Annotated in this window: 20 protein-coding genes; 17 read left to right on the forward strand and 3 right to left on the reverse strand. The window is 67.2% G+C overall.

Annotation, left to right across the window (positions count from 1 at the left end):
• Positions 1–13 precede the first annotated feature (13 nt).
• The 14 genes from rsmH (at position 14) to lpxC (ending at position 16,360) form a co-directional block, all read left to right on the forward strand.
• On the forward strand, positions 14–982 hold the full coding sequence (gene rsmH, locus AC5P5M_RS16945) for a 16S rRNA (cytosine(1402)-N(4))-methyltransferase RsmH (protein WP_053516464.1): 969 nt from the start codon (positions 14–16) through the stop codon (positions 980–982).
• Positions 979–1,242 (forward strand): cell division protein FtsL, encoded by a 264-nt coding sequence (ftsL, locus tag AC5P5M_RS16950; protein WP_053516463.1) that lies wholly within the window; start codon positions 979–981, stop codon positions 1,240–1,242. Before rsmH ends, ftsL begins: the two co-directional genes overlap by 4 nt.
• Positions 1,239–3,083, forward strand: a complete 1,845-nt coding sequence (locus AC5P5M_RS16955) for a peptidoglycan D,D-transpeptidase FtsI family protein (protein ID WP_065182805.1) — start codon at positions 1,239–1,241, stop codon at positions 3,081–3,083. Before ftsL ends, AC5P5M_RS16955 begins: the two co-directional genes overlap by 4 nt.
• A complete protein-coding gene (locus tag AC5P5M_RS16960; protein ID WP_346479926.1) occupies positions 3,080–4,579 on the forward strand; it encodes a UDP-N-acetylmuramoyl-L-alanyl-D-glutamate--2,6-diaminopimelate ligase in 1,500 nt (499 codons plus the stop codon). The genes AC5P5M_RS16955 and AC5P5M_RS16960 overlap by 4 nt, the downstream gene beginning before the upstream one ends.
• Positions 4,576–5,970 carry a UDP-N-acetylmuramoyl-tripeptide--D-alanyl-D-alanine ligase gene (locus tag AC5P5M_RS16965; protein ID WP_253119408.1) on the forward strand — a complete coding sequence of 465 codons (1,395 nt, stop codon included), beginning with the start codon at positions 4,576–4,578 and terminating at the stop codon, positions 5,968–5,970. The genes AC5P5M_RS16960 and AC5P5M_RS16965 overlap by 4 nt, the downstream gene beginning before the upstream one ends.
• Positions 5,960–7,045, forward strand: a complete 1,086-nt coding sequence (gene mraY / locus AC5P5M_RS16970) for a phospho-N-acetylmuramoyl-pentapeptide-transferase (RefSeq protein ID WP_053516457.1) — start codon at positions 5,960–5,962, stop codon at positions 7,043–7,045. The genes AC5P5M_RS16965 and mraY overlap by 11 nt, the downstream gene beginning before the upstream one ends.
• A 2-nt stretch (positions 7,046–7,047) precedes the next feature.
• Positions 7,048–8,364 carry a putative lipid II flippase FtsW gene (gene ftsW / locus AC5P5M_RS16975; protein ID WP_065175812.1) on the forward strand — a complete coding sequence of 439 codons (1,317 nt, stop codon included), beginning with the start codon at positions 7,048–7,050 and terminating at the stop codon, positions 8,362–8,364.
• Positions 8,361–9,449 (forward strand): undecaprenyldiphospho-muramoylpentapeptide beta-N-acetylglucosaminyltransferase, encoded by a 1,089-nt coding sequence (gene murG, locus AC5P5M_RS16980; protein ID WP_065175811.1) that lies wholly within the window; start codon positions 8,361–8,363, stop codon positions 9,447–9,449. Before ftsW ends, murG begins: the two co-directional genes overlap by 4 nt.
• Positions 9,450–9,489: 40 nt before the next feature.
• Positions 9,490–10,926: a UDP-N-acetylmuramate--L-alanine ligase gene (gene murC / locus AC5P5M_RS16985; RefSeq protein ID WP_053516454.1), complete on the forward strand. Its 1,437-nt coding sequence runs from the start codon at positions 9,490–9,492 to the stop codon at positions 10,924–10,926.
• Positions 10,923–11,885, forward strand: a complete 963-nt coding sequence (locus AC5P5M_RS16990; RefSeq protein ID WP_065182802.1) for a D-alanine--D-alanine ligase — start codon at positions 10,923–10,925, stop codon at positions 11,883–11,885. Before murC ends, AC5P5M_RS16990 begins: the two co-directional genes overlap by 4 nt.
• Positions 11,882–12,631 carry a cell division protein FtsQ/DivIB gene (locus tag AC5P5M_RS16995; RefSeq protein ID WP_053516451.1) on the forward strand — a complete coding sequence of 250 codons (750 nt, stop codon included), beginning with the start codon at positions 11,882–11,884 and terminating at the stop codon, positions 12,629–12,631. Before AC5P5M_RS16990 ends, AC5P5M_RS16995 begins: the two co-directional genes overlap by 4 nt.
• Entirely contained in the window at positions 12,628–13,863 is a 1,236-nt protein-coding gene (gene ftsA / locus AC5P5M_RS17000; RefSeq protein WP_005408083.1) for a cell division protein FtsA, read from the forward strand. The genes AC5P5M_RS16995 and ftsA overlap by 4 nt, the downstream gene beginning before the upstream one ends.
• A 161-nt stretch (positions 13,864–14,024) precedes the next feature.
• Positions 14,025–15,260: a cell division protein FtsZ gene (gene ftsZ, locus AC5P5M_RS17005; RefSeq protein ID WP_053516450.1), complete on the forward strand. Its 1,236-nt coding sequence runs from the start codon at positions 14,025–14,027 to the stop codon at positions 15,258–15,260.
• Positions 15,261–15,448: 188 nt separating this feature from the next.
• Positions 15,449–16,360 carry a UDP-3-O-acyl-N-acetylglucosamine deacetylase gene (gene lpxC, locus AC5P5M_RS17010; RefSeq protein ID WP_053516449.1) on the forward strand — a complete coding sequence of 304 codons (912 nt, stop codon included), beginning with the start codon at positions 15,449–15,451 and terminating at the stop codon, positions 16,358–16,360.
• 281 nt (positions 16,361–16,641) lie between these two features.
• On the opposite strand, the gene AC5P5M_RS17015 is transcribed toward lpxC, so the two are convergent.
• The gene (locus AC5P5M_RS17015; RefSeq protein ID WP_053516447.1) at positions 16,642–17,091 is read right to left on the reverse strand and encodes a DciA family protein; all 450 of its coding nucleotides are present in this window, start codon (positions 17,089–17,091) and stop codon (positions 16,642–16,644) included.
• A gap of 12 nt (positions 17,092–17,103) precedes the next feature.
• On the opposite strand from AC5P5M_RS17015, the gene AC5P5M_RS17020 reads away from it, so the two are divergent.
• The 3 genes from AC5P5M_RS17020 (at position 17,104) to AC5P5M_RS17030 (ending at position 22,110) form a co-directional block, all read left to right on the forward strand.
• On the forward strand, positions 17,104–18,057 hold the full coding sequence (locus tag AC5P5M_RS17020; RefSeq protein WP_053516446.1) for a M23 family metallopeptidase: 954 nt from the start codon (positions 17,104–17,106) through the stop codon (positions 18,055–18,057).
• A gap of 264 nt (positions 18,058–18,321) precedes the next feature.
• The gene (secA, locus tag AC5P5M_RS17025; RefSeq protein WP_053516445.1) at positions 18,322–21,054 is read left to right on the forward strand and encodes a preprotein translocase subunit SecA; all 2,733 of its coding nucleotides are present in this window, start codon (positions 18,322–18,324) and stop codon (positions 21,052–21,054) included.
• A gap of 102 nt (positions 21,055–21,156) precedes the next feature.
• Entirely contained in the window at positions 21,157–22,110 is a 954-nt protein-coding gene (locus tag AC5P5M_RS17030; RefSeq protein WP_053516444.1) for a Nudix family hydrolase, read from the forward strand.
• A 70-nt stretch (positions 22,111–22,180) separates the two neighbouring features.
• Here the strand turns inward: AC5P5M_RS17030 and AC5P5M_RS17035 are convergent, their stop codons facing one another.
• Both AC5P5M_RS17035 and metF read right to left on the reverse strand, forming a co-directional pair.
• Positions 22,181–22,759, reverse strand: coding sequence for a DUF4124 domain-containing protein (locus AC5P5M_RS17035; protein ID WP_283219232.1), 579 nt, complete (start codon positions 22,757–22,759; stop codon positions 22,181–22,183).
• A gap of 40 nt (positions 22,760–22,799) precedes the next feature.
• Positions 22,800–23,627, reverse strand: a complete 828-nt coding sequence (gene metF / locus AC5P5M_RS17040) for a methylenetetrahydrofolate reductase [NAD(P)H] (protein WP_053516480.1) — start codon at positions 23,625–23,627, stop codon at positions 22,800–22,802.
• Positions 23,628–23,631: the final 4 nt, after the last annotated feature.

Here is a 23,631-nt window from a genome sequence, read left to right on the forward strand (position 1 = left end):
CCGGGGTGCCCGGATGCGCCCAGAAGCGCAGGCCGGTCACCTTCCGGTGTCGCAGTCGCCGGCGGTGCACCTGCCGGTCCTGTACACCCAGGTCCTGGACGGCCTGAGGGTGATCGAAAACGGACGTTATCTGGATGGCACGTTCGGTCGTGGCGGTCACGCACGTGGCGTGCTCACCCAGTTGGGGCCGGAGGGACGCCTGCTGGTCATGGACAAGGATCCGGAAGCCATCGCTGTGGCCGAGCGCGACTTCGCGCCGGACCCGCGCGTGTCGATTTTCCGTGGCAGCTTCGCCCAGCTGCTGCAGTGGAACGAGACGGCCGAAGGCCTGGATGGCGTGCTGTTCGATCTCGGCGTGTCCTCACCGCAGCTGGACGTGGCCGAACGTGGTTTCAGCTTCGGCAAGGACGGCCCGCTGGACATGCGCATGGATCCGGACAGCGGCGAAAGTGCCGCGCAGTGGATCAACCGCGTCGAAGAGCGCGAGATCGCCGACGTGCTGTGGACCTACGGCGAAGAGCGGCAGAGCCGGCGCATCGCCCGCGCCATCGTTGCCCGCCGCGAGAAGCAGCCGTTCTCCCGCACCGCCGAACTGGCCGAACTGATCGCGTCGGTGATGCCCCGTGGCAAGGACAAGATCCATCCGGCCACCCGCAGTTTCCAGGCCATCCGCATCCACATCAACCGCGAGCTGGCCGATCTGGAGGCCGGGCTCGACGCGGCGGTGGAGCGGCTCAAGCCCGGCGGCCGGCTGGCGGTCATCAGCTTCCATTCGCTGGAAGACCGTATCGTCAAGCAGTACATGAACCGTCTGGCCAAGGCGCCGCCTGCCAACCGCCGCCTGCCTGAAGCGGTCGCGTTCGTGCCGACCCTGGACCTGATCGGCGGGGCCATCAAGGCCACGGACGACGAACTGGCCGCCAACCCGCGCGCGCGCAGCGCCGTGCTGCGCGTGGCCCAGAAGCGGGAGGCCGACGCATGAGCCGCCTGCTGCTGATCATTCTGCTGGCCTCCACCGTGGCCTCGGCGATCGGCGTGGTGTTCGTGCGCCACCGCCACCGGCAGACGTTCATCGAGCTGTCGCGCGCCGAGCGTGCGCGCGATGACCTGAACATCGAATTCGGCCGCCTGCAGCTGGAACAGGCCACCCTGGCCGAAGCCAACCGCGTCGACCGCATCGCCCGTGAAAAGCTGGGCATGAAGTTCCCCGAAGCCGCCGACGTAGTGGTGGTGCGCCCATGAGCAAGACCGGCCGCAACCGTCCACGCAACGCCTTCAACCTGCGCCAGCGCCTGCGCTGGGTGGCACTGGCGCTCGGCCTGTGTTCGGTGTCGCTGGTCGGCCGTGCGGCCTACGTGCAGATCATCAACAGCGATTTCTACCAGCGCCAGGGCGAGGCCCGCTACCTGCGCGAGCTGCCGATCAAGACATCGCGCGGCATGATCACCGACCGCAACGGCGAACCGCTGGCGGTCTCCACCCCGGTGGCCTCGATCTGGGTGAACCCGCAGGACCTGCTGCGCGCCCCTGACCGCATTCCGGAACTGGCGCAGGCCGTGGGCATGTCGGTGGACGAGCTGAGCAGCCGCCTGTCGCAGAAGTCGGACAAGGAATTCATGTACCTGCGTCGCCGGATCAATCCGGACGAGGCAGAAAAGGTGGTCGCGCTGAAGATTCCAGGCGTGGCCGCGCAGCGCGAGTTCCGCCGCTTCTACCCGCAGGGCGAAGCGATGGCGCATGTGCTGGGTTTCACCAACATCGACGACCGCGGCCAGGAAGGCCTGGAACTGGCGTTCGACGAATGGCTGCGCGGCAAGCCGGGCGCGAAGCGGGTGATCCGCAACCGCAAGGGCGAGACCGTCGAGAGCGATCTGCTGCGTGCCGCCGAACCGGGCAAGGACCTGACCCTCAGCATCGATCGCCGCATCCAGTACCTGGCCTTCAAGGAACTGCGCAATGCGCTGGTGGCCAACAAGGCGGCCGGCGGTTCGATGGTCATCATGGACGTGACCACCGGCGAGATCCTGGCCATGGTCAACCTGCCGACCTACAACCCGAACTCGCTGACCGGTGCGTTGCCCGATTCGCGCCGCAATCGCGCGGTGACCGATCTGGTCGAACCGGGCTCGACGATGAAGCCGTTGACCATCGCCACCGCGCTGCAGGCAGGCGTGGTGACCAAGGACACCATCGTCGACACCAATCCGGGTTACATGACCCTGGGCCGCTTCACCATCCGCGACGTGCCGCGCAACAACGGGGTACTGAACGTGACCGGCGTGATCACCCGCAGCTCCAACGTGGGTGCCGCCAAGGTCGCGGCGAAGATGCCCGACCAGACCTTCTATGACGGTGTGCGGCGCTTCGGCTACGGCTCGGTACCGCACAGCGGTTTCCCGGGTGAGTCGGGAGGTGTGGTGATGCGTCCGGGCCGTTGGTCGGGAACCACCAAGACCACCATGTCCTATGGCTACGGCCTGTCGGTCACGCCGTTGCAGATCGCCACCGCGTACTCGGCGCTGGCCAACGGTGGTCGCCTGATTGCACCGACCTTCGTCAAGGGGCAGCGCAACGAAGGCCAGCAGATCATCGACGAGAACGTCGCCAAGCAGGTGGTGGCGATGATGGAAACGGTGGTCACCCAGGGCGGCGCCAAGCAGGCGGCGGTCCTGGGCTACCACGTCGCCGGCAAGACCGGTACTGCGCGCAAGGCCGGCCCCGGCGGCTACGAGCGCGGTCACTACAACGCGCTGTTCGCCGGCGTGGTGCCCGCCACCAACCCGCGCTTCGCCACTGTCATCGTCATCAATGATCCGCAGGCCGGCAAGTTCTACGGCGGCCTGGTGTCGGCGCCGGTCTATCACAACGTGATGGAAGGCACTCTGCGCCTGATGGATGTGCCGCTGGACGACCTGCAGTCGTGGCTGGCCGCGCAGCAGTCCGGAAAGATGGGGCACTCGGCCTCGATCCTGCCGGCCCCGCCGGCCGAGACCGCGCTGCCGGTCGATGCCGCCGCCGAATTCGATGCCGCGCTGCCCAGCGCGCAGGTCCAGACGCCGCCCGCCACGGGAGGCACGCAATGAGCCCTTCGATGTTGCTTTCGCAGTTGCTTCCGGACGTGGCCCTGGCGGGCCATGATCCCGTTCTGACCGGCCTGGTGCTGGACAGCCGTGCCGTACGCCCCGGCAATGCCTTCGTGGCCATCGCCGGCTTCGGCGCACATGGCCTGGGCTTCGTCGATCAGGCGCGCGCGGCGGGCGCCGGCGCGATCCTGTTCGAGCCACCGGCACCGGACGATCTGCCCGCACCGGCCGATGCCATCGCGGTGCCGGGCCTGCGCGCACGCATGGGCGCAATGGCTGACCAGTTCCACGGTGCACCGTCGCGGGCAATGGCGATGGTGGGTGTCACCGGTACCAACGGCAAAACGTCCACCGTGCAGCTGCTGGCCCAGGCCTGGCATCTGCTGGGAACGCCCAGTGGCAGTATCGGCACGCTGGGTGCTGGACTTTACGGCGCGGTCGAGCCGACCGGCTTCACCACGCCGCTGGTGCTGCAGATGCATGCCCTGCTGGCGCAGCTGCGCGACCAGGGTGCGCGTGCGGTGGCGATGGAAGTCAGTTCACATGCGCTGGACCAGGGCCGCGTCGATGCCGTGCATTACGACGTGGCCGTGTTCACCAACCTCACCCGCGATCATCTCGATTACCACGGCGACATGGCCAGCTACGGCGCGGCCAAGGCCCGCCTGTTCCATCGTCCTGGCCTGAAGGCCGCGGTGATCAACCTCGACGACGCGTTCGGGCGTCAGCTGTTCGCCGACCTGCCGGCCGGCGTGCTGCCGATCGGCTTGAGTTCGCGCGGTGCGGCCGATGCCAACGTGCGCGCCGAAGCGCTGCAGCTGGACGGCCGTGGCATCGCCTTCGAACTGCTCATCGACGGCCAGCGTGCTGCCGTGCAGTCGCCGCTGCTGGGCCGCTTCAACGTCGACAACCTGCTGGCCGTGGCCGGTACCCTGCATGCACAGGGCCAGTCACTGCCGCGTATCGCCGAGGTACTGTCGGCGCTGCAGCCGATCCGCGGCCGCATGAACCGCCTTGGTGGCGAGCAGGGCCTGCCGACCGTGGTCATCGACTACGCGCACACGCCGGATGCACTGGAACAGGCACTGGACAGCCTGCACGGGCATCTGCAGGGCACGCTGTACTGTGTGTTCGGCTGTGGCGGTGAACGTGACACCGGCAAGCGCCCGCAGATGGCGGCCATTGCCGAGCGGCTGGCCAACCAGGTCATCGTGACCGATGACAACCCGCGTGGCGAGGACGGTGACCGCATCGTCGCCGACATCCTTGCAGGATTCACCGATGCCGGCGCGGTGACCGTGCAGCGCAACCGTGCGCGCGCGATCGGTCTGGCCGTGAAGCGCGCCGGTGCCGGCGACATCATCCTGATCGCCGGCAAGGGCCATGAGCCCTACCAGGAGATCAAGGGCGTACGCCACGACTTCGACGATACCGAAGTGGCGGCCGCTGCACTGGCTGCCAAGGCCGGTGTGCTGGCGGCGGAGGGTGCACGATGAAGCGCACCCTGCTGTCGCTGATCGCGCACTGGGCCGGCGGCGAGATCCACGGCGACGATGTCGCCATCGATGCCATCAGCAACGATACCCGCAGTCTCGGCCCGGGCAGCCTGTACGTGGCCCTGCGTGGCGAGCGTTTCGATGGCCATGACTTCGCCGCCGACGCGCAGGCCCGTGGCGCCAGCGCGCTGCTGGTCGAGCGCCTGCTGCCGGTCGAGCTGCCGCAGGTGCTGGTCGCCGACAGCGAACTGGCGCTGGCGAAGATCGCCACGGGCATGCAGCGCGACCGCAGCACCGAGGTGTTCGCGATCACCGGCAGCAACGGCAAGACCAGCGTGAAGAGCCTGCTGCTGGCCATCCTGCAACAGGTGGCACAGCACGCGCACAAGGTGGTCTATGCCAACCCGGGCAACCGCAACAACGAGATCGGCCTGCCGCTGGCGGTGATCGATGCGCCGGAAGATGCCGACTACGCCATCTACGAGATGGGCGCCGGCAAGCCGGGCGACATCGCCTACCTGACCGATATCGCCCGCCCGCGCTATGCGCTGGTCAACAACATCGCGCCTGCGCATCTCGAGCGGATGGGCAGTCTGCTCGGCGTGGCCACCACCAAGGGCGCCATCTACGCCGCACTGCCGGCCGACGGCGTGGCGGTGATCAATGTCGATGATGCCTACGGACGCTGGTTCGAGCAGCACTTCGTCGGCGTTCCGCCGCGCTGCCGCGTGCTGCGTTACGGCCTGGAACACACTGCCGACATCACCGCGCGTGACATCCGCGCCGGTGCGCAGGGCAGCCAGTTCACGCTGGTCTCGCCGATGGGCGAAGCACGCGTGGTGCTGGGCCTGCCGGGTCGCCACAACGTCAGCAACGCGCTTGCTGCCGCCAGCCTGGCGCTGGCTGCCGGCATCGACCTGGCATGGGTCGCCGCCGGCCTGGCCGACGCACAGCCGGTGCCCGGACGCCAGATCGCCCACCAGCTGCGCAATGGTGCGGTGCTGGTGGACGACAGCTACAACGCCAATCCCGGTTCGCTGGCCGCCGCCATCGATGCGCTGGCGGCCGCCCCGGAAGAGGGCTGGTTGGTGCTGGGTGACATGCGTGAGCTTGGCCCGGATGCGCAGTCGCTGCACGCGCAGGCCGGCGTCCGCGCGCGCGCCGCAGGGCTGAAGCGCCTGTATGCGCTCGGTCCGCTCAGTGCCGCCGCCGCCGCCGCGTTCGGCGAAGGCGGCCGCCAATTCGCCACCCATGACGCGCTGTCGCAGGCGTTGAAGGACGAGCTGCACGCCGGCGTGCGCTGCCTGGTCAAGGGTTCCCGTGGCAGCGCCATGGACACGATCGTCAAAGCGCTGCTGGCGCAAGGAGAGGAATCCCCGCATGTTGTATGAACTGGCTCGATGGTTGCAGCAGTTGGAGAGCCTGTTCGGGCTGTTCAACTACCAGACGTTCCGCGCCATCCTTGCCGCGTTGACGGCCCTGTTCCTGTCGCTGTGGCTCGGCCCGGCGATGATCCGCAAGCTTGCCCAGTTCAAGGGCGGCCAGCCGATCCGCAAGGACGGCCCGCAGACCCATTTCTCCAAGGCCGGCACGCCGACCATGGGCGGTTCGCTGATCCTGCTGACCGTCACCCTGTCGGTGCTGATGTGGGCCGACCTGCGCAACCGCTACGTCTGGCTGGTGCTGGCGGTGATGCTGTGCTTCGGCGCGATCGGCTGGTACGACGACTGGATCAAGATCGTCCGCCGCGACCCGAACGGCCTGAAGTCGCGCTGGAAGTACCTGCTGCAGTCGATCTTCGGACTGGCCGCCGGCCTGTTCCTGTTCTATACCGCCGATGTGCCTGCCGCACTGACCTTCTACATTCCGATGTTCAAGTCGGTGGCGCTGCCGCTGGCCGGCATCGGCTTCGTGACCATCGCCTACTTCTGGATCGTCGGCTTCTCCAACGCGGTCAACCTGACCGATGGCCTGGACGGCCTGGCGATCATGCCCACCGTGCTGGTCGCCTGCGCGCTGGGCGTGTTCGCCTACGCCTCCGGCAACGTGGTGTTCGCCAACTACCTGCAGATCCCGCAGATTCCCGGTGCCGGTGAGCTGGTCATCATCTGCGCCGCCATCGCGGGCGCCGGGCTGGGCTTCCTGTGGTTCAACACCTATCCGGCGATGGTCTTCATGGGCGACATCGGTGCGCTGGCGCTGGGCGCGGTGCTGGGCACGATCGCGGTGATCACCCGCCAGGAACTGGTGCTGGTGATCATGGGCGGCGTATTCGTCATCGAGACCCTGTCGGTGATGATCCAGGTCGCCTCGTTCAAGCTGACCGGCAAGCGCGTGTTCCGCATGGCGCCGATCCACCACCATTTCGAACTGAAGGGCTGGCCGGAGCCGCGCGTGATCGTGCGCTTCTGGATCATCTCCGTCGTGCTCGTGCTGATCGGCCTGGCCACGTTGAAGGTGCGCTGACGATGAACGACCTGTCCCGCCAGGCAACACGCCTCGAAGCCATCGAAGGCAGCTACGACAAGTGGCTGCTGGGTGCGATGCTCGCGCTCACCGGGCTGGGCGTGGTGATGGTGGCGTCGAGCTCGATCGCGTTGATGAGCAGCCCGTTCTACTACCTCAACCGCCACCTGGTGTTCCTGGCGATCGGCATCGTGCTGGCGGCCATTGCCGCGCGTACCGAGCTGAAGTCCATCGAGCAGTACAACCAGGTGCTGCTGCTGGGCTGCTTCGCACTGCTGCTGGTGGTGTTCATTCCCGGTCTGGGCAGCAGCGTCAATGGTGCCCGCCGCTGGATCAACCTGGGGGTCTCCAAGTTCCAGACCGTGGAAGCGGTGAAGGTGCTGTACATCGTCTGGCTGTCCAGCTACCTGGTGCGCTTCCGCGACGAGGTCAACGCGACCTGGCCGGCGATGCTCAAGCCGCTGGGCGTGGCCGGTGCGCTGGTGGTGCTGCTGCTGCTGCAGCCCGACTTCGGTTCGTCGACCCTGCTGCTGGCGATCACGGCCGGCATGCTGGTGCTGGGCGGAGTCAACATGCCGCGCATGTCGATGCCGGTGATCATCGGCCTGGTCGGCATGAGCGCGCTGGCGATCATCGAGCCGTACCGCATGCGCCGCATCACCTCGTTCCTGGACCCGTGGGCCGACCAGCAGGGCGACGGCTACCAGCTGTCCAACGCGCTGATGGCGGTGGGGCGCGGCGAGTGGACCGGCGTCGGCCTCGGCAATTCGGTACAGAAGCTGTACTACCTGCCCGAAGCACATACCGATTTCATCTTCTCGGTGACCGCCGAGGAATTCGGCTTCATGGGCACCTGCGTCATCATCGCCCTGTTCGCGCTGCTGGTCGGCCGCACCTTCTGGCTGGGCATGCGCTGCGTGGAAATGAAGCGCCACTTCTCCGGCTACATCGCCTTCGGCATCGGCCTGTGGATCAGCATGCAGACCTTCGTTTCGATCGGCGTGAACCTGGGCATCCTGCCGACCAAGGGCCTGACCCTGCCGCTGATCTCCTCGGGTGGTTCGTCGGTCCTGATGACGTGCGTGGCGATGGGCCTGCTGCTGCGCGTGTCCTACGAGCTGAAGCGTGCCGAGCGCCGCCAGGCCGTGCGCATCGGCGGCGGCGACGATGCTGCCACAGCACCGGCCGAAGAGCCGTCCGCCCCGTCCGCGGGGTCGCTGCCGATGGGCGCGGACGCGCCTGCCGGCGCGGGCCCTGCCGTGCGTGGCACCAGCCGCCTGCAGTCCCGCGTCGAACCGACTTTCGGGAGGCTCGGATGAGTGCTGCCGACCACAACGTTCGCCCGGTGATGATCCTGGCCGGTGGTACCGGCGGGCATATCTTCCCAGGGCTGGCCGTGGCCCGCGTGCTGCGCGAGCGTGGCGTGCCGGTCACCTGGATGGGCGCCGAAGGCGCGATGGAAACCCGGTTGGTGCCGCAGCACGACATTCCGATCGACACGCTGTCCATCACCGGCCTGCGTGGCAAGGGCAAGCTGGCACTGCTGGGCGCACCGTGGCGGCTGATGCGCGCGTTGCGTGCGGCCGGCATGATCATCCGCCGTCGCCAGCCGCGTGCGGTGATTGCCTTCGGCGGATTCGCCTCGGGACCCGGTGGCATGGCCACCCGCCTGCATGGGCTGCCACTGCTGGTGCACGAGCAGAACCGCGCACCCGGCATGACCAACCGCATCCTGTCGCGCTACTCGCGCCGCCTGCTGACCGGGTTCCCGGGCACCTTCGCCAAGGGTGAAGAAGCGGTGGGCAATCCAGTGCGCGCGGAGATCGCCGCGATCGCGCCGCCGGAACAGCGTTTCGCCGATCGCCACGGTCCGTTGCGCGTGCTGGTGGTGGGCGGCAGCCAGGGTGCGCGCGCACTCAACAGCGGCGTGCCGCAGGCCATCGCAGCGCTCGGTGCGGAAGTGCCGGTGCAGGTGCGCCATCAGAGCGGCGAGAAGCTGCACGCCGAAGCGGTCGAGGCCTATGCCAAGGCGGGCGTGCAGGCGCAGATCACTCCGTTCATCGCGGACATGGCCGAGGCATTCGCGTGGGCCGACCTGGTCGTGTGCCGTGCCGGGGCATCCACCCTGGCCGAGCTGTGCGCGGTCGGTGTCGGCAGCGTGCTGGTGCCATTCCCCGCCGCCGTCGACGATCACCAGACCCGCAACGCGGAGTATCTGGTCGAGCGCGGCGCGGCGGTTTTGCTGAAGCAGGACGGAACGCTGGCAGACGGCATTGCCGCACTGCTGCGCGATCTGTCCGAAAATCCCGGCCGCCGCATGCAGATGGCGCAAGCCGCGCGTGCCCTGGCCAAGGTCGATGCCGCCGAGCGCATCGCCGATATCATTCTCGAGGAAGCTGTATGAAGAAGGCATGCCAGCGCGCCTGCCCTGCGCGAGGCCGCGCATGATCCGTCGCCTGCACGACACCAACGACCTGGTGCGCGCCTTCCCGCGCGTGCACTTCGTCGGCATCGGCGGCACCGGCATGAGCGGCATCGCCGAAGTGATGCTGACGCTGGGTTATGAAGTGTCCGGTTCGGACAATGCCGACAATGCGGCCACCCGCCGCCTGGCCGGCCTGGGAGCACGCATCATGCGTGGCCATTCGGCGGCCAATGTGCTGGGCACCGACTGCGTGGTGGTGTCCAGCGCGATCCGCGAAGACAACCCGGAGCTGATGGAAGCGCGCAGCCAGCGCATTCCGATCATGCCGCGTGCGGCGATGCTGGCCGAGCTGATGCGCTTCCGGCGTGGCATCGCCGTGGCCGGCACCCATGGCAAGACCACCACCACCAGCCTGACGGCAGCGGTACTGAGCGAGGGTGGCCTGGACCCGACCTTCGTGATCGGTGGCCAGCTGCTGGCCGCCGGCGCCAACGCCAAGCTCGGCGGTGGGCAGTGGCTGGTGGCAGAGGCCGATGAGAGCGATGGCAGCTTCCTGCGCCTGAATCCGCTGATGTCGATCATCACCAACATCGATGCGGACCACCTGGAGAACTACGGCAACGACTTCGCCCGGGTGCAGGCCGCATTCGCCGAATTCCTGCAGCGCCTTCCGTTCTACGGGCTGGCGGTGCTGTGCATCGACGATCCGGAAGTGGCTGCACTGGCCGCCAGGACGCCGCGCCACGTCATGAGCTACGGCATGAGCCCGCAGGCCGACGTGCGCGCCGAGAACGTGGTGCAGGAGGGCTCGCGCATGCGCTTCACCCTGCGCCTGCCGCAGGGCACCAGCCAGGAAGTGGTGCTGGCACTGCCGGGCCGGCACAACGTGCTCAACGCGCTGGCCGCCGCTGCGGTCGGTTGGCAGCTGGGCGTGGCACCGGATGCAATTGCGCGTGCGCTGGAGGCCTTCGCCGGCGTCGGCCGTCGCTTCAACGACCTGGGCGAAGTAACCACCGCCAGCGGTGCCAGGGTGCGGATCATCGATGATTACGGTCATCACCCGAGCGAACTGGAGGCGGTGTTCGCCGCTGCCCGCGGCGGCTGGGCCGACAAGCGCCTGGTGGTCGCGTTCCAGCCCCACCGCTACAGCCGCACCCGCGACCAGTTCGACAAGTTCGCTGCAGTGCTGTCCAGCGTCGACGCGCTGGTACTGAGCGAGGTCTACCCGGCCGGCGAGGAGCCGATCGCAGGTGCCGATTCGCATGCGCTGGCACGCGCCATCCGCGCCCGCGGCCGCAGCGAGCCGGTGGTGGTGGGCAAGGCCGCCGAGCTGGCGAGCGTGCTGCCGGACGTGCTGCAGGATGGTGACCTGCTGCTGATGATGGGGGCCGGCGATATCGGCGCCGTCGCCACCCACATCGCAGTGGAAGGCTTCAAGGCGGAGGGCGAGGCGTGAGCACGCTGACCTTCCCGCCGCTGCGCAGTACCGACCCGGCCGTGTTCGGCCGCGTCGCCGTGCTGCTCGGCGGTACCTCCAGCGAGCGCGAGGTGTCGCTGGACTCCGGCCGCAACGTGCTGGAGGCGCTGCAGTCGCGCGGCGTCGATGCGTTCGCCGTGGACGGCATTCCGGCCCTGGCCCGGGCATTGGCCGGCGGCGGCATCGATCGCGTGTTCAACATCCTGCACGGCCACAACGGTGGCGGAGAGGATGGCATCGTGCAGGGCCTGATGGACGCCTTCGGCGTGCCGTACACCGGCTCGGACGTGCTGGGTTCGGCATTGAGCATGGACAAGATCCGCACCAAGCAGGTGTGGCTCTCGGTCGGTTTACCCACCCCGCAGTACCGGAAGGTCACTGCCGAGACCGTCCACGCACAGGCGCGCGAGCTGGGCCTGCCGGTGGTGGTCAAGCCGGCCAACGAAGGCTCCAGCGTGGGCATCAGCCGTGTGACCGACGAAGCAGGCCTGGACGAGGCGGTGGCGTTGGCTGCGCGCTACGACGGCCAGCTGCTGATGGAGCAGATGGTAGTCGGCGACGAGCTGACCGTCGCCATCCTTGGCGACGTCGCACTGCCGTCGATCCGCATCGTGCCCAAGGGCCAGTGGTACGACTACAACGCCAAGTACATCGCAGAAGATACCCAGTACCTGTGCCCGGGCCTGGACGGCGAGGCCGAGGACGAGATCCGTCGCATCGCGCTGGCCGCGTTCCGCGCCGCCGGCTGCCGTGGCTGGGGGCGCGTGGACGTGATGCGTGACCGCGCAAGTGGCCGCTTCTTCCTGCTGGAAGTGAACACCGCGCCGGGCATGACCAGCCACTCGCTGGTGCCCAAGGCGGCCCGCCAGGCCGGCATCGGCTTCGAGGAGCTGGTGTGGCGCGTGCTTGAACAGACCCTGGAGGCTGGCCACGCATGAACGCGGTGCTGCGCATCTTCGTCTGGCTTCTGGCGCTGTCGGTGGTGGCACTGCCGGTGGTGGCCGTGGTCAATGGCTGGGTCGGCGCCGAGCGCTGGCCGCTGGCGAAGCTGCGCGTGCACGGTGAATTCAAGCGCGTGCCGGCCGAGCAGCTGCAGCAGGTGCTGTTGCCGTATGCGCGTGCCGGGTTCTTCGCGGTCAAGCTGCAGGATGCGCAGGACGCACTGGAGAAGCTGCCGTGGGTGGAAAGCGCGCAGGTGCGCAAGCAGTGGCCTGACGTGCTGGAAGTGACCCTGGTCGAGCACAAGCCTTTCGCCCGCTGGGGCGAGGGTCGCCTGCTGTCCGAGCAGGGCAAGCTGTTCCCCACGCCGAAGAAGCTGGCCGACCTGCAGCTGCCCGAGCTGGATGGCCCCGACAGCCAGACCGAGGAAGTGGTCAAGCTGTACAACGATTCACGCGCGCTGTTCGCGCCTGCCGGCGTCGACGTGCGCCGGCTGACCATGGATGCGCGCGGCAGCTGGTCGCTGGTGCTGAGCAACGGCACCGAAGTGGTGGTAGGACGCGATGACGCCCGTTCGCGCCTGCAGCGCTTCGTGCGCGTGCTGCCACAACTGGCCAACCAGGCTGCGCCGATCGAGCGCGCCGATCTCCGCTACACCAATGGTTTCACGCTGAGCTGGGGCACCCCGGCCGCGCCGGCTGACGCGCCGGCGACCCCGGCAAGAAGGACGCAGGAAAGGACATGAATCGCAAGGGTGACAAATCGCTGATCGTCGGCCTGGATATCGGCACCTCCAAGGTGGTGGCGCTGGTGGGCGAGTATTCGCCGGGCAATCCGATCGAAGTGATCGGCATCGGATCGCACGAGTCGCGCGGCCTCAAGCGCGGCGTGGTGGTGGACATCGAATCGACCGTGCAGTCGATCCAGCGTGCGGTCGAAGAGGCCGAGCTGATGGCCGGCTGCGAGATCCGTTCGGTCTACGCCTCGATCTCCGGCAACCACGTGCAGTGCAAGAACTCGCCGGGAATCGTGCCGATCCGCGATGGCGAAGTGACCTGGGGCGACCTGGACCGCGTGCTCGACGCTGCCAAGGCGGTGGCGATTCCGGCCGACCAGAAGATCCTGCATGCGATCCCGCGCGAGTACGTGCTGGATGATTCGCAGGAAGGCATCCGCAACCCGGTGGGCATGACCGGTGTGCGCCTGGAAGTGCATGCACACCTGGTGGTGTGCGCGCAGTCCGCCGCCGCCAACATCAGCAAGTGCGTGCAGCGCTGCGGCCTGCAGGTGGATGATCTGGTGCTGTCCTCGCTGGCCTCCAGCGTGGCGGTGCTGACCGCCGACGAACGCGAGCTGGGCGTGGTGCTGGTCGACATGGGCGCAGGCACCACCGACATCGCGGTGTTCGTGCAGGGCGCGATCTGCCACACCGCATCGCTGCCGATTGCCGGCGACCACGTCACCAACGACATCGCGCACATGCTGCGCACGCCGACCCCGGAAGCCGAGCAGATCAAGGTGCGCTACGCCTGCGCCCTGGCCCAGCTGGCCACTGCCGAGGAGAGCATCCAGGTGCCGTCGGTGGGTGATCGCCCGCCGCGGCGCATGCCGCGCCATTCGCTGGCGCAGGCAGTGCAGGGCCGCTACGAGGAAATCTTCGAGATGGTGCAGGCCGAACTGCGTCGCTCCGGCTTCGAAGAGCTGGTGCGCGCGGGCATGGTGCTCACCGGCGGTGCATCGAAGATGGAAGGCGTGGTCGAGCTGGCTGAAGAGATGCTGCAGATGCCGGTGCGCGTGGGAATTCCGCAGCACGTCACCGGCCTGGGCGAAGTGGTCGGCAACCCGGTGCACGCCACCGGCGTGGGCCTGCTGCTGATGGGCAGCCAGATCGAGCATCCGCGCCGGCCATCGCTGCCGACCGGGCGCGCCGGCAGCATGTTCAAGAAACTCAAGACCTGGTTCCGCGGCGAGTTCTGACGCGGAACCCTTAACGCCGGGCATCGCCCGGATGCAACACCCGCAACACAACGCAACACCGGCAACACACAACCCACACAGCCGCAACGGCGGCATGCAGCAGGACGGCAGGACGCCCGAATGCCCATGCCATCGAAAGCGGATACAACGAGGACACGGACATGGCGCATTTTGAACTGATCGAAAAGATGGCACCCAATGCGGTGATCAAGGTGGTTGGCGTGGGCGGCGGCGGCGGCAATGCCGTGGCGCACATGGTCAACTCGGCGGTGGACGGCGTGGAGTTCATCACCGCCAACACCGACTCGCAGGCCATCAAGAATTGCGGTGCGAAGCTGCAGCTGCAGCTGGGCACCAACGTGACCAAGGGCCTGGGCGCAGGCGCGAACCCGGAAGTGGGCCGCCAGGCCGCCCTGGAAGACCGTGAGCGCATCATGGACGCCCTGCAGGGCGCCGACATGGTGTTCATCACCGCCGGCATGGGCGGCGGCACCGGCACCGGTGCGGCGCCGGTGGTGGCGCAGCTGGCCAAGGAAATGGGCATCCTGACCGTGGCCGTGGTCACCAAGCCGTTCCCGTTCGAAGGCCGTCGCCGCATGCAGGTTGCGCTGAAGGGCATCGAGGAACTGAGCCAGCACTGCGACTCGCTGATCACGATTCCGAACGAGAAGCTGATCACCGTGCTGGGCCGCAACGCCACCATGATCCAGGCGTTCCGTGCCGCCAATGACGTGCTGCAGGGCGCCGTGCAGGGCATTGCTGACCTGATCGTGCGTCCGGGCCTGATCAACGTCGACTTCGCCGACGTGCGCACCGTCATGTCCGAAATGGGCCTGGCGATGATGGGTACCGGCACCGCCCGTGGCGATGACCGTGCCCAGGCTGCCGCCGAAGCGGCGATCCAGAACCCGCTGCTGGACGATGTGAACCTGGCCGGTGCCAACGGCATCCTGGTCAACATCACCGCCGGCGCCGACTTCACCATGGCCGAGTTCGACGAGATCGGCCGCACCATCGATGGCTTCGCGTCCGAAGATGCCACCGTGGTGGTCGGTACCGTGCTGGATCCGGACATGCAGGACGAAGTGCGCGTGACGGTGGTCGCTACCGGCCTGAACCGCGTGTCGGCCAGCAAGAGCCAGCGTCCGGGCGAGCGTGCGCCGATCAAGCTGGTGCGCAATGCCACCACCGGCCAGCCGGAGTTCGGCGAGTTCGACACGGGTGGCGATGCGGTCTCCAAGGCCGTGGGCGGCATGGGCCTGGGCCTGCGTCGTGCCAGCAGCGATACCGCGGCAGCCTCCACCGCGTCGGCCCCGGCCTCTTCGGCCCCGGCGGCGGCGGAACTGCCGAACGATTACCTGGACATCCCGGCGTTCCTGCGCCGCCAGGCGGACTGAGCGGAGCTGCCCGGGGCTTGTCCTCCCCGGGTCGCGCCACCATGTCCTGAAGTGCGGGCGCCGGGCCAGGATAGGCCCGGCGGCCCTTCACGCGTGTCCCACCCGCGCGCCGGTGTGTCCTGCCGCCGTTTCAGCCGGGGTAGGGGAGTGCGCGTGTTAATCTAAGGTGTCACTTCCGGTCTGCCCCCATGATCCAGCAACGCACCCTCAAGAACACGATCCGCGCCACCGGCGTTGGCCTGCACAGCGGTGACAAGGTCTACATGACCCTGCGCCCGGCACCGGTCAACCACGGCATCGTGTTCCGCCGCGTGGATCTGGATCCGGTGGTGGAAGTGCCGGCCAAGGCGGAGCTGGTCACCGAAGTGACCCTGTGCACCGGCCTGACCTGCAACGACGCCAAGGTCCAGACCGTTGAACACCTGATGTCGGCTCTGGCCGGCCTGGGTGTGGACAACATCATCGTCGAGCTGTCCTCGGCCGAGCTGCCGATCATGGACGGTTCGGCCGGCCCGTTCGTGTTCCTGCTGCAGTCGGCAGGCATCGTGGAACAGGATGCGCCCAAGCGCTTCATCCGCGTGCTCAAGACCGTGGAAGTGACCGAGGGTGACAAGGTGGCCCGCTTCACGCCCTACGAGGGGTACAAGCTGGGCTTCACCATCCAGTTCGACCACCCGATGATCCCGGCCAAGCAGTCACGCCAGGAAATCGAATTCTCCACGCTGGCGTACACCAAGGAAATCTCCCGCGCGCGCACATTCGGCTTCATGCGCGACCTGGAGTACATGCGTGAACGCAATCTGGGCCTGGGCGGGTCGATGGACAACGCCATCGTGCTTGACGAGTTCCGCGTGCTCAACGAAGACGGGCTGCGCTACGCCGACGAATTCGTGCGCCACAAGATCCTTGATGCGATCGGCGACCTCTACCTCGCCGGTGGCCAGGTGCTGGGCGCCTACGAGGGCTTCAAGTCCGGTCACGCGCTCAACAACAAGCTGGTGCGCGCGCTGATGGCCGATGCCAGCGCGTGGGAGTGGGTCAGCTATGACTCGCCGGCGGTACCGGATCCGGTCGAGTACGCCACCCCGGCCTACGCCTGATCCACATAACGCTTTGAATTAAAAGGAAAAAACGCCGCCTCTCAGGGCGGCGTCCGCATTTCTGGAGGCTGCGATGGATACGACGCAGCAGGTGACGCGACTGTCGGTCTGTCGTCACGGTTTCGTGAACCTGTTGGATCGGAAGCCTGAATTTAACGTTGTTTTAACAACAATCTAACGACAGGTCCACCGGGGACCGCTAGGATGCGACCCGGCCCCCGAAATGTTTCACGCTGCGGTGACACGCGCGACGGGGAGCGGAGCAGGAGGCTCCGTTGTCCTCAGGACCGCTTCTTCGGCTTCGAAGGAACATCCTGCAGGGCTGCCAAGGCGTCGCGTAGCCCTTTGTGCGTGGCGGCTGAAACTGCGTGGGGGCCATTCCGGTTGTCGATCGCTGGGGAGCGTGAGGGAGTGGTGGACGCAGTCTTGATGGTCACCCTGGTGGCCTTCAGCCCGATGGACCGGGCCGCGTCGAGAAGCTGGGCCTCGGCAAGCCGGAACTTGGCATGCCAGACCGGGGACTCGACGAGAAAAACGAGGTGTTCCCCGTCCACATTGGCCAGCCGGCAACGGCTGCGCAGAGGTGGCGGCAACTGGGGGCGCAACTGACGGTCCAGCGCGTCGAGCCACAAGGCACGCCGCAGCGGGTTCCCGCTTTTGTCCGCCATCACCGCATCCAGTGCCGGTTTCGGCACGGAAGCGGGGCGAACGCTGGATTTCGGCTCAGACATGAAAACTCACTGATGGCATTCAAAAAGATCGTAATCAAAACGCGTGAAGGTCAGGCCAAATCGGCGCTCACGCGTTTGCGGTTCTATTTCGAGGACCGCCCCCGTGCCCTGCTGGGCAGCGTGCTCGGGGTAGGCTGCATTATCGGCTTTGCAGGCGGAATCGGCGCCAACGCGTTCAACGATTCGCGGCTGCAGGCCAAGGTCGACCGCCAGGAGGCTGAACTGGCCAAGGTCCAGCGCGATGCGCAGACCCAGGTCAACGCGCTGGCGGCCCGCCTCGGCGAGCTGCAGGCGCAGGCCACCCGCCTCAACGCCCTGGGCGAACGGCTGACCCAGATGGGCAAGCTGGAAGATGGCGAGTTCGACTTCAACGAAACTCCCGGCCTGGGTGACGGCGATGCCGGCGGCCCGACCTCGGACATCCCGGTCAAGGATGTCAACGCCGACTTACAGGTGCTGGAGCAGCGTTTCGCTGCTTCAGGCCGCCAGCTGTCGGTGATGGAATCGCTGATGTTCGATCACCAGCTGCAGCAGAACGCCGTGCCTTCGCGCATGCCGATCCGCAACAGCTATGTCACGTCCGGCTTCGGCACCCGTGCCGACCCCTTCGGCCGCGGTGCCGCCACCCACAAGGGCATGGACTTCCACGCCCGGGTCGGCGATCCGGTCATGGCCGTGGCCGATGGCGTGGTCAGCTTCTCCGGCGTCAAGGGCGGCTACGGCAACGTCGTCGATGTCGACCATGGCAACGGCTACGTCACCCGCTACGCGCACAATTCGCGCCTGGTCGTGAAGGTCGGCGATCTGGTCCGTGCCGGCCAGGAAGTGGCCAAGGCCGGTTCCACCGGTCGCTCCACCGGCGCCCACGTGCACTTCGAGGTGTGGGAAAACGGCAACGTGGTCAACCCGCGCAAGTTCCTCGGCGACGGCGGCAACACGCCGGTCGGCCGTATCAGCCGCGGCTGATTCCAGCGCCGGGCATGGCCCGGCGCCACCCTCCTTGGGGTCAGATCCTTTCGCCACGGCGAAAGGGATCCGACCCCTTTGCTCAACCCCGGTTTGCCGGATCCGGGCCGATCACGCCGCACGGGACGCTTGAAACCCCTCCCGGCCGTCCCAAGCTACAATGGGTGTTGCCATCGACAGGGCGCCAAGCGCCCTGTTTCGTTTGCGGCGGACGGATTCCCCAGGGAAGGCCGGGCGTCGTGTCCATCCAACCCGGTTCCTTCAATGATCAACAGCCTGCTTACCCGCGTATTTGGCAGTCGTAACGAACGACAGCTGCGCCAGCTCAACCGCATCGTCGCCAAGATCAATGCGCTGGAGCCGGAGATCGAGAAGCTTTCCGACGAGCAGCTGCAGGCCAAGACGCCGGAGTTCAAGCAGCGCATCGCCGGCGGTGAGGCCCTGGACAAGGTCCTGCCGGAAGCATTCGCGGTCTGCCGCGAAGCCGGTCGCCGCGTGCTCGGCATGCGCCACTACGACGTGCAGCTGATCGGCGGCATGGTCCTGCACCTGGGCAAGATCGCCGAAATGCGTACCGGTGAAGGCAAGACCCTGGTGGCCACGCTGCCGGTGTACCTCAACGCGCTGGAAGGCAAGGGCGTGCACGTGGTCACCGTGAACGACTACCTGGCCCGCCGCGATGCCGCGCAGATGGGCAAGCTGTACAACTGGCTGGGCCTGAGCGTGGGCGTGGTGTATCCGGGCATGCCGCACAGCGACAAGCGCGAAGCCTATTCCGCCGACATCACCTACGGCACCAACAACGAATTCGGTTTCGACTACCTGCGCGACAACATGGCGCTGTCCAAGGCCGATCGCTATCAGCGCGGCCTGCACTACGCCATCGTCGACGAAGTCGACTCCATCCTGATCGACGAAGCACGCACCCCGCTGATCATCTCCGGCCCGGCCGACGATTCCCCGGAGCTGTACATCCGCGTCAACCGCATCGTGCCGAACCTGGTCAAGCAGGAAGTGGAAGACGGCGAGGGCGACTTCTGGGTCGACGAGAAGGGCAAGCAGGTGCACCTGTCCGAAGCGGGCATGGAGCACGCCGAACAGCTGCTGGTCGAGGCCGGCATCCTCAACGGCGACACCGAAGGCCTTTACGCGGCGCAGAACCTGACCGTGGTCCACCACCTCAACGCCGCCCTGCGCGCGCACGCCATCTACCAGCGTGACGTGGACTACATCGTGCGCGATGGTGAAGTGGTGATCGTGGACGAGTTCACCGGCCGTACCCTGGCCGGTCGCCGCTGGTCCGACGGCCTGCACCAGGCGGTGGAGGCGAAGGAAGGCGTGCCGGTGCAGCGTGAGAACCAGACGCTGGCCAGCATTACCTTCCAGAACCTGTTCCGCATGTACAAGAAGCTGTCCGGCATGACCGGTACGGCCGATACCGAAGCATTCGAGTTCCAGAGCATCTACGGCCTGGAAGTGGTGGTGATCCCGACCAACCGCCCGACCATCCGCAAGGACAGCCCGGACCAGGTGTTCCTCAACCGCAAGGGCAAGTTCAACGCGGTGCTGGCCGACATCGAGGAATGCGCCAAGCGCGGCCAGCCGGTGCTGGTCGGTACCACCTCGATCGAAACCTCGGAAATGCTGTCCGAGCACCTGCGCAAGGCGGGCGTGAAGCACGAAGTGCTCAACGCCAAGCAGCATGACCGCGAAGCGACCATCGTCGCCAATGCCGGTCGTCCCGGCGCGGTGACCATCGCCACCAACATGGCCGGTCGTGGTACCGACATCGTGCTCGGTGGTTCGCTGGAAGCAGAGCTGCATGCGCTGGGCGAAGATGCCACCGATGAACAGAAGGCGGCGATCAAGGCCGACTGGCAGCAGCGCCACGAAGCAGTGAAGGCGGCAGGCGGCCTGCACATCGTCGGCACCGAGCGCCATGAATCGCGTCGTATCGACAACCAGCTGCGTGGCCGTTCGGGCCGCCAGGGCGACCCGGGTTCGTCCCGCTTCTACCTGTCGCTGGAAGACAACCTGATGCGCATCTTCGCCTCCGACTGGGTGCAGAAGGCCATGCGCATGATGGGCATGAAGGAAGACGACGTCATCGAAGACCGCCTGGTCAGCCGCCAGATCGAGAAGGCGCAGCGCAAGGTCGAGGCCCACAACTTCGACATCCGCAAGAACCTGCTGGACTTCGACGACGTCAACAACGACCAGCGCAAGGTCATCTACGCCCAGCGCGATGAACTGCTGGACGCCGAATCGGTGAAGGAGAACGTCGATGGCATCCGCGACGACGTCGTCTTCGACATCGTTGCGCGCTTCGTGCCGCCGAACTCGGTAGACGAGCAGTGGGACCTGCGTGGCCTGGAAGCGACCCTGGAGTCGGAGTTCGGCCTGCAGATGTCGCTGACCGACCTGGTCAAGTCGCACGAGGAACTGGACGCCGAAACCATCGCCGCCAAGGTGCAGGAGCGCGTCAACCAGCACTTCGCCGAGAAGGAAGCCAGCGTCGGCGACGAGACCATGCGCGCGCTGGAAAAGCATGTGATGCTGACCGTGCTGGACCAGAGCTGGAAGGAGCACCTGGCACGCATGGACTACCTGCGCCAGGGCATCTACCTGCGGGGTTACGCGCAGAAGCAGCCGAAGCAGGAGTACAAGAAGGAAGCCTTCGAGCTGTTCTCGGACATGCTGGAGAACGTCAAGCGCGAAGTGGTGACCCTGCTCGCCCGCGTGCGCATCCGCAGCGACGAGGAAGTGCAGGCACTGGAAGCGGCCGAGCGCCAGCAGGTCGAGGCACGCCTGCGCCAGTCGCAGTTCCAGCACCAGGACGCCGGCGGCTACAGCGCCGACGAGGAAGCGGCGCAGGTGCAGGCCGCGCAGCAGGGCGTGGCCCAGGTGCAGCGCGAAGAAGCCAAGATCGGCCGCAACGATCCGTGCCCGTGCGGCAGTGGCAAGAAGTACAAGCACTGCCACGGCCAGCTGAGCTGACCGGCCAGAGAGCCCCGCGAAAGCGGGGCTCTCCCGTTCTGGGGCAGGAAAGTACGCGATCCGCGATTGCGCCGGTCCCCCTGTTGTAGGCATGCTCCCTGCATGCCTTCCCCCACCCGATCGATCCATGTCGTGGCGGCCGTCATCACCGACGCCCGTGGCCGCGTGCTGCTCAACCGTCGTACCGAGAACCGTGACATGGCCGGCCTGTGGGAGTTCCCCGGCGGCAAGCGCGAAGCGGGCGAAACCTCCGCGCAGGCCCTGGTGCGTGAACTGCGCGAGGAACTGGGCATCGAAGCCGAGGTCGGCGACTGGATCATGGACGTGCCGCAGCGGTACCCGGACAAGCACCTGACGCTGGAAGTGCGGCACGTCCGCAGTTGGAAGGGCACGCCGCGCGGTCGCGAAGGCCAGGCCATCACCTGGGTCGCGCAGGACAAGCTCGGACGCTACTCGATGCCGCCGGCCGACCTGCCGGTGGTGGCGGCACTGCGCGAGCCCGACTGCTATCTGGTCACCCCTGCACCGGGTGAGGACGAGGCCGGTCAACGGCAGTGGCAGGAACGGCTGCAGCGCGCGGTCAGTGGCGGCCAGCAGCGCATCCAGCTGCGCCTGCCGCTGCAGCATCCTCGCCGTCAGGCCCTGATCGAGCAGGCGCTGCGCGCGCACCGGCGCGGGGTGCAGTGGCTGCTGAACCGCGATATCGAACTGGCGCGCTCGCTGGGTGTCGGCGTGCATCTGGGCAGCGAACAGCTGTTGTCCCTGCAGGCGCGACCGTTGCCGGATGGGCAGCTGGTGGGAGCCTCCTGCCACGATCTTGAGCAGCTGCAGGCCGCACAACGGCTGGGATGCGACTTCGCCGTGCTTGGGCCGGTGCAGGCGACCGCCAGCCATCCCGAGGCAACGCCGCTGGGCTGGGATGCGTTTGCCGCCCTGCGTGCACAGGTATCGCTGCCCATCTACGCACTGGGTGGGATGGCACGCGGCCAGGTCGCTGAGGCGCGCCGCCATGGTGGGCAGGGCATCGCCGCCATCCGCAGCCTGTGGCCGGAGTAGAGCACGCTCGCGGGGTCAGATCCCCGCGCAGCCGGGCTCTGACCCCATTGCCGGGATCGGACCCCACCGGTCACAAGGTGATCCAGAAACAGCCGTACTGACGTCGCAGTCCCAGCACCGTCGCGGCGCGGGTGGCGCTGCCAGGCAGCGTCTGCTCAAGCCGCAGGCCTACGGGATGGCGCGACGTGGAGGGCTCGGTCGCGGATCCGGCCAGTGCAGGATCCTCGTCCTGGAGAAGGGCCTGTGCCTGCTGCGGATAGACCGGCACGACGTCCACCAGTGGCCGCCGCGCCAGCGACTCCAGCTGGCCGAGGATGCGCTGCGCGCCCGCGTCGGACACCGCCCCCCAGAGATAGAGTGAGGACAAGCGGTTCACGTCGTTGCCGGTAATGCCGGTGCGCAGGGCCTGTACCAGCTCGCTCAGGCGGCGCGGGCAGCGCGCCCCCAGCGAGTCCCGCGGCAGGTGGTTGCCGGCAGGAGCGGGAGGTGGCAGCCGTGATCGCGCGCCGATGCTGTCGCAGGGCCGGTCGGTGTAGACGCTCTGGCCTTGTGCATCGGTGCAGCGGTTCAGGCGCGAGGCCTGGCCGTGGGCAACGCCGGGCGCAGCGGACAGCAGCAGCGGCAGCAGCAGGAGTGAAATGGATCTCATCGACGCAGGGTAGCGCCGAATGCACGCGTGCAGCGTGCTTTCAGCCCTGCAGCAGTTTCAACACGGCCGTTGTCGGCTTGGCCAGGTTCAGTGTGTAGAAGTGCAGGCCCGGCGCGCCGCCTTCGATCAGGCGCTGGCACAGCTTGGCCACCACTTCGGCGCCGAATGCACGCACCGATGCCGCGTCATCGCCGTAGGCCTGCATCTTGCGGCCGATCCAGCGCGGGATCTCGGCACCGCATTGCTCGGAGAAGCGGCGCAGCTGGCTGAAGTTGGCGATCGGCATGATGCCGGGCGTGATCGGCACGTCCACGCCAAGCCGGCGCACTTCATCCACGAAGTGGAAGTAGGCGTCGGGGTTGAAGAAGTACTGGGTGATCGCCGCGTCGGCGCCGGCATCGATCTTGGCCTTGAAGTGCTTCAGGTCGGCCAGGGCATCGGAGGCCTGCGGATGTGTTTCGGGGTAGGCACCGACCTCGATGCGGAAGGCATTGCCATGTTCGGCACGGATGAAGGCGATCAGTTCGGCGGCGTAGCGCAGGTCGCCAGGAAAGCCCATGCCCGAGGGCAGGTCACCCCGCAGTGCGACCAGCCGGCGGCAGCCGATGGCGCGGTACAGCTTGAGCAGCTCGCGGATTTCCTGGCGGGTGCCGCCGACACAGGAGAGATGAGGCGCCGCCTCGAAGCCGTGGTGCTGGTTGAGATGGCGCACGGTCTCGGAGGTGTAGCTCAGGGTCGAGCCACCGGCGCCGAACGTACAGGACACGTACTCGGGCGCGTAGTCCTTCAGCTTCGCCGCGGCACGGTCGAGCTGGCTGCGCTGTTCGTCGGTCTTGGGCGGATAGAACTCGAAGCTGATGGCGGTCATGGCA

The organism is Stenotrophomonas sp. YJH_SMC_106-19 (assembly GCF_059368375.1).

Bases quoted from the DNA above. Each gene is read 5' to 3' on its own strand.
- AC5P5M_RS16955 (WP_065182805.1), top strand. From the start codon at position 1,239: ATGAGCAAGACCGGCCGCAACCGTCCACGCAACGCCTTCAACCTGCGC.
- ftsW (WP_065175812.1), top strand. From the start codon at position 7,048: ATGAACGACCTGTCCCGCCAGGCAACACGCCTCGAAGCCATCGAAGGC.
- murG (WP_065175811.1), top strand. From the start codon at position 8,361: ATGAGTGCTGCCGACCACAACGTTCGCCCGGTGATGATCCTGGCCGGT.
- metF (WP_053516480.1), bottom strand. From the start codon at position 23,627: ATGACCGCCATCAGCTTCGAGTTCTATCCGCCCAAGACCGACGAACAG.
- ftsZ (WP_053516450.1), top strand. From the start codon at position 14,025: ATGGCGCATTTTGAACTGATCGAAAAGATGGCACCCAATGCGGTGATC.
- AC5P5M_RS16960 (WP_346479926.1), top strand. From the start codon at position 3,080: ATGAGCCCTTCGATGTTGCTTTCGCAGTTGCTTCCGGACGTGGCCCTG.
- AC5P5M_RS17035 (WP_283219232.1), bottom strand. From the start codon at position 22,759: ATGAGATCCATTTCACTCCTGCTGCTGCCGCTGCTGCTGTCCGCTGCG.
- lpxC (WP_053516449.1), top strand. From the start codon at position 15,449: ATGATCCAGCAACGCACCCTCAAGAACACGATCCGCGCCACCGGCGTT.
- ftsL (WP_053516463.1), top strand. From the start codon at position 979: ATGAGCCGCCTGCTGCTGATCATTCTGCTGGCCTCCACCGTGGCCTCG.
- mraY (WP_053516457.1), top strand. From the start codon at position 5,960: ATGTTGTATGAACTGGCTCGATGGTTGCAGCAGTTGGAGAGCCTGTTC.
- AC5P5M_RS16965 (WP_253119408.1), top strand. From the start codon at position 4,576: ATGAAGCGCACCCTGCTGTCGCTGATCGCGCACTGGGCCGGCGGCGAG.
- AC5P5M_RS16995 (WP_053516451.1), top strand. From the start codon at position 11,882: ATGAACGCGGTGCTGCGCATCTTCGTCTGGCTTCTGGCGCTGTCGGTG.
- AC5P5M_RS17015 (WP_053516447.1), bottom strand. From the start codon at position 17,091: ATGTCTGAGCCGAAATCCAGCGTTCGCCCCGCTTCCGTGCCGAAACCG.
- secA (WP_053516445.1), top strand. From the start codon at position 18,322: ATGATCAACAGCCTGCTTACCCGCGTATTTGGCAGTCGTAACGAACGA.
- AC5P5M_RS17030 (WP_053516444.1), top strand. From the start codon at position 21,157: ATGCCTTCCCCCACCCGATCGATCCATGTCGTGGCGGCCGTCATCACC.
- rsmH (WP_053516464.1), top strand. From the start codon at position 14: ATGCGCCCAGAAGCGCAGGCCGGTCACCTTCCGGTGTCGCAGTCGCCG.
- murC (WP_053516454.1), top strand. From the start codon at position 9,490: ATGATCCGTCGCCTGCACGACACCAACGACCTGGTGCGCGCCTTCCCG.
- AC5P5M_RS17020 (WP_053516446.1), top strand. From the start codon at position 17,104: ATGGCATTCAAAAAGATCGTAATCAAAACGCGTGAAGGTCAGGCCAAA.
- ftsA (WP_005408083.1), top strand. From the start codon at position 12,628: ATGAATCGCAAGGGTGACAAATCGCTGATCGTCGGCCTGGATATCGGC.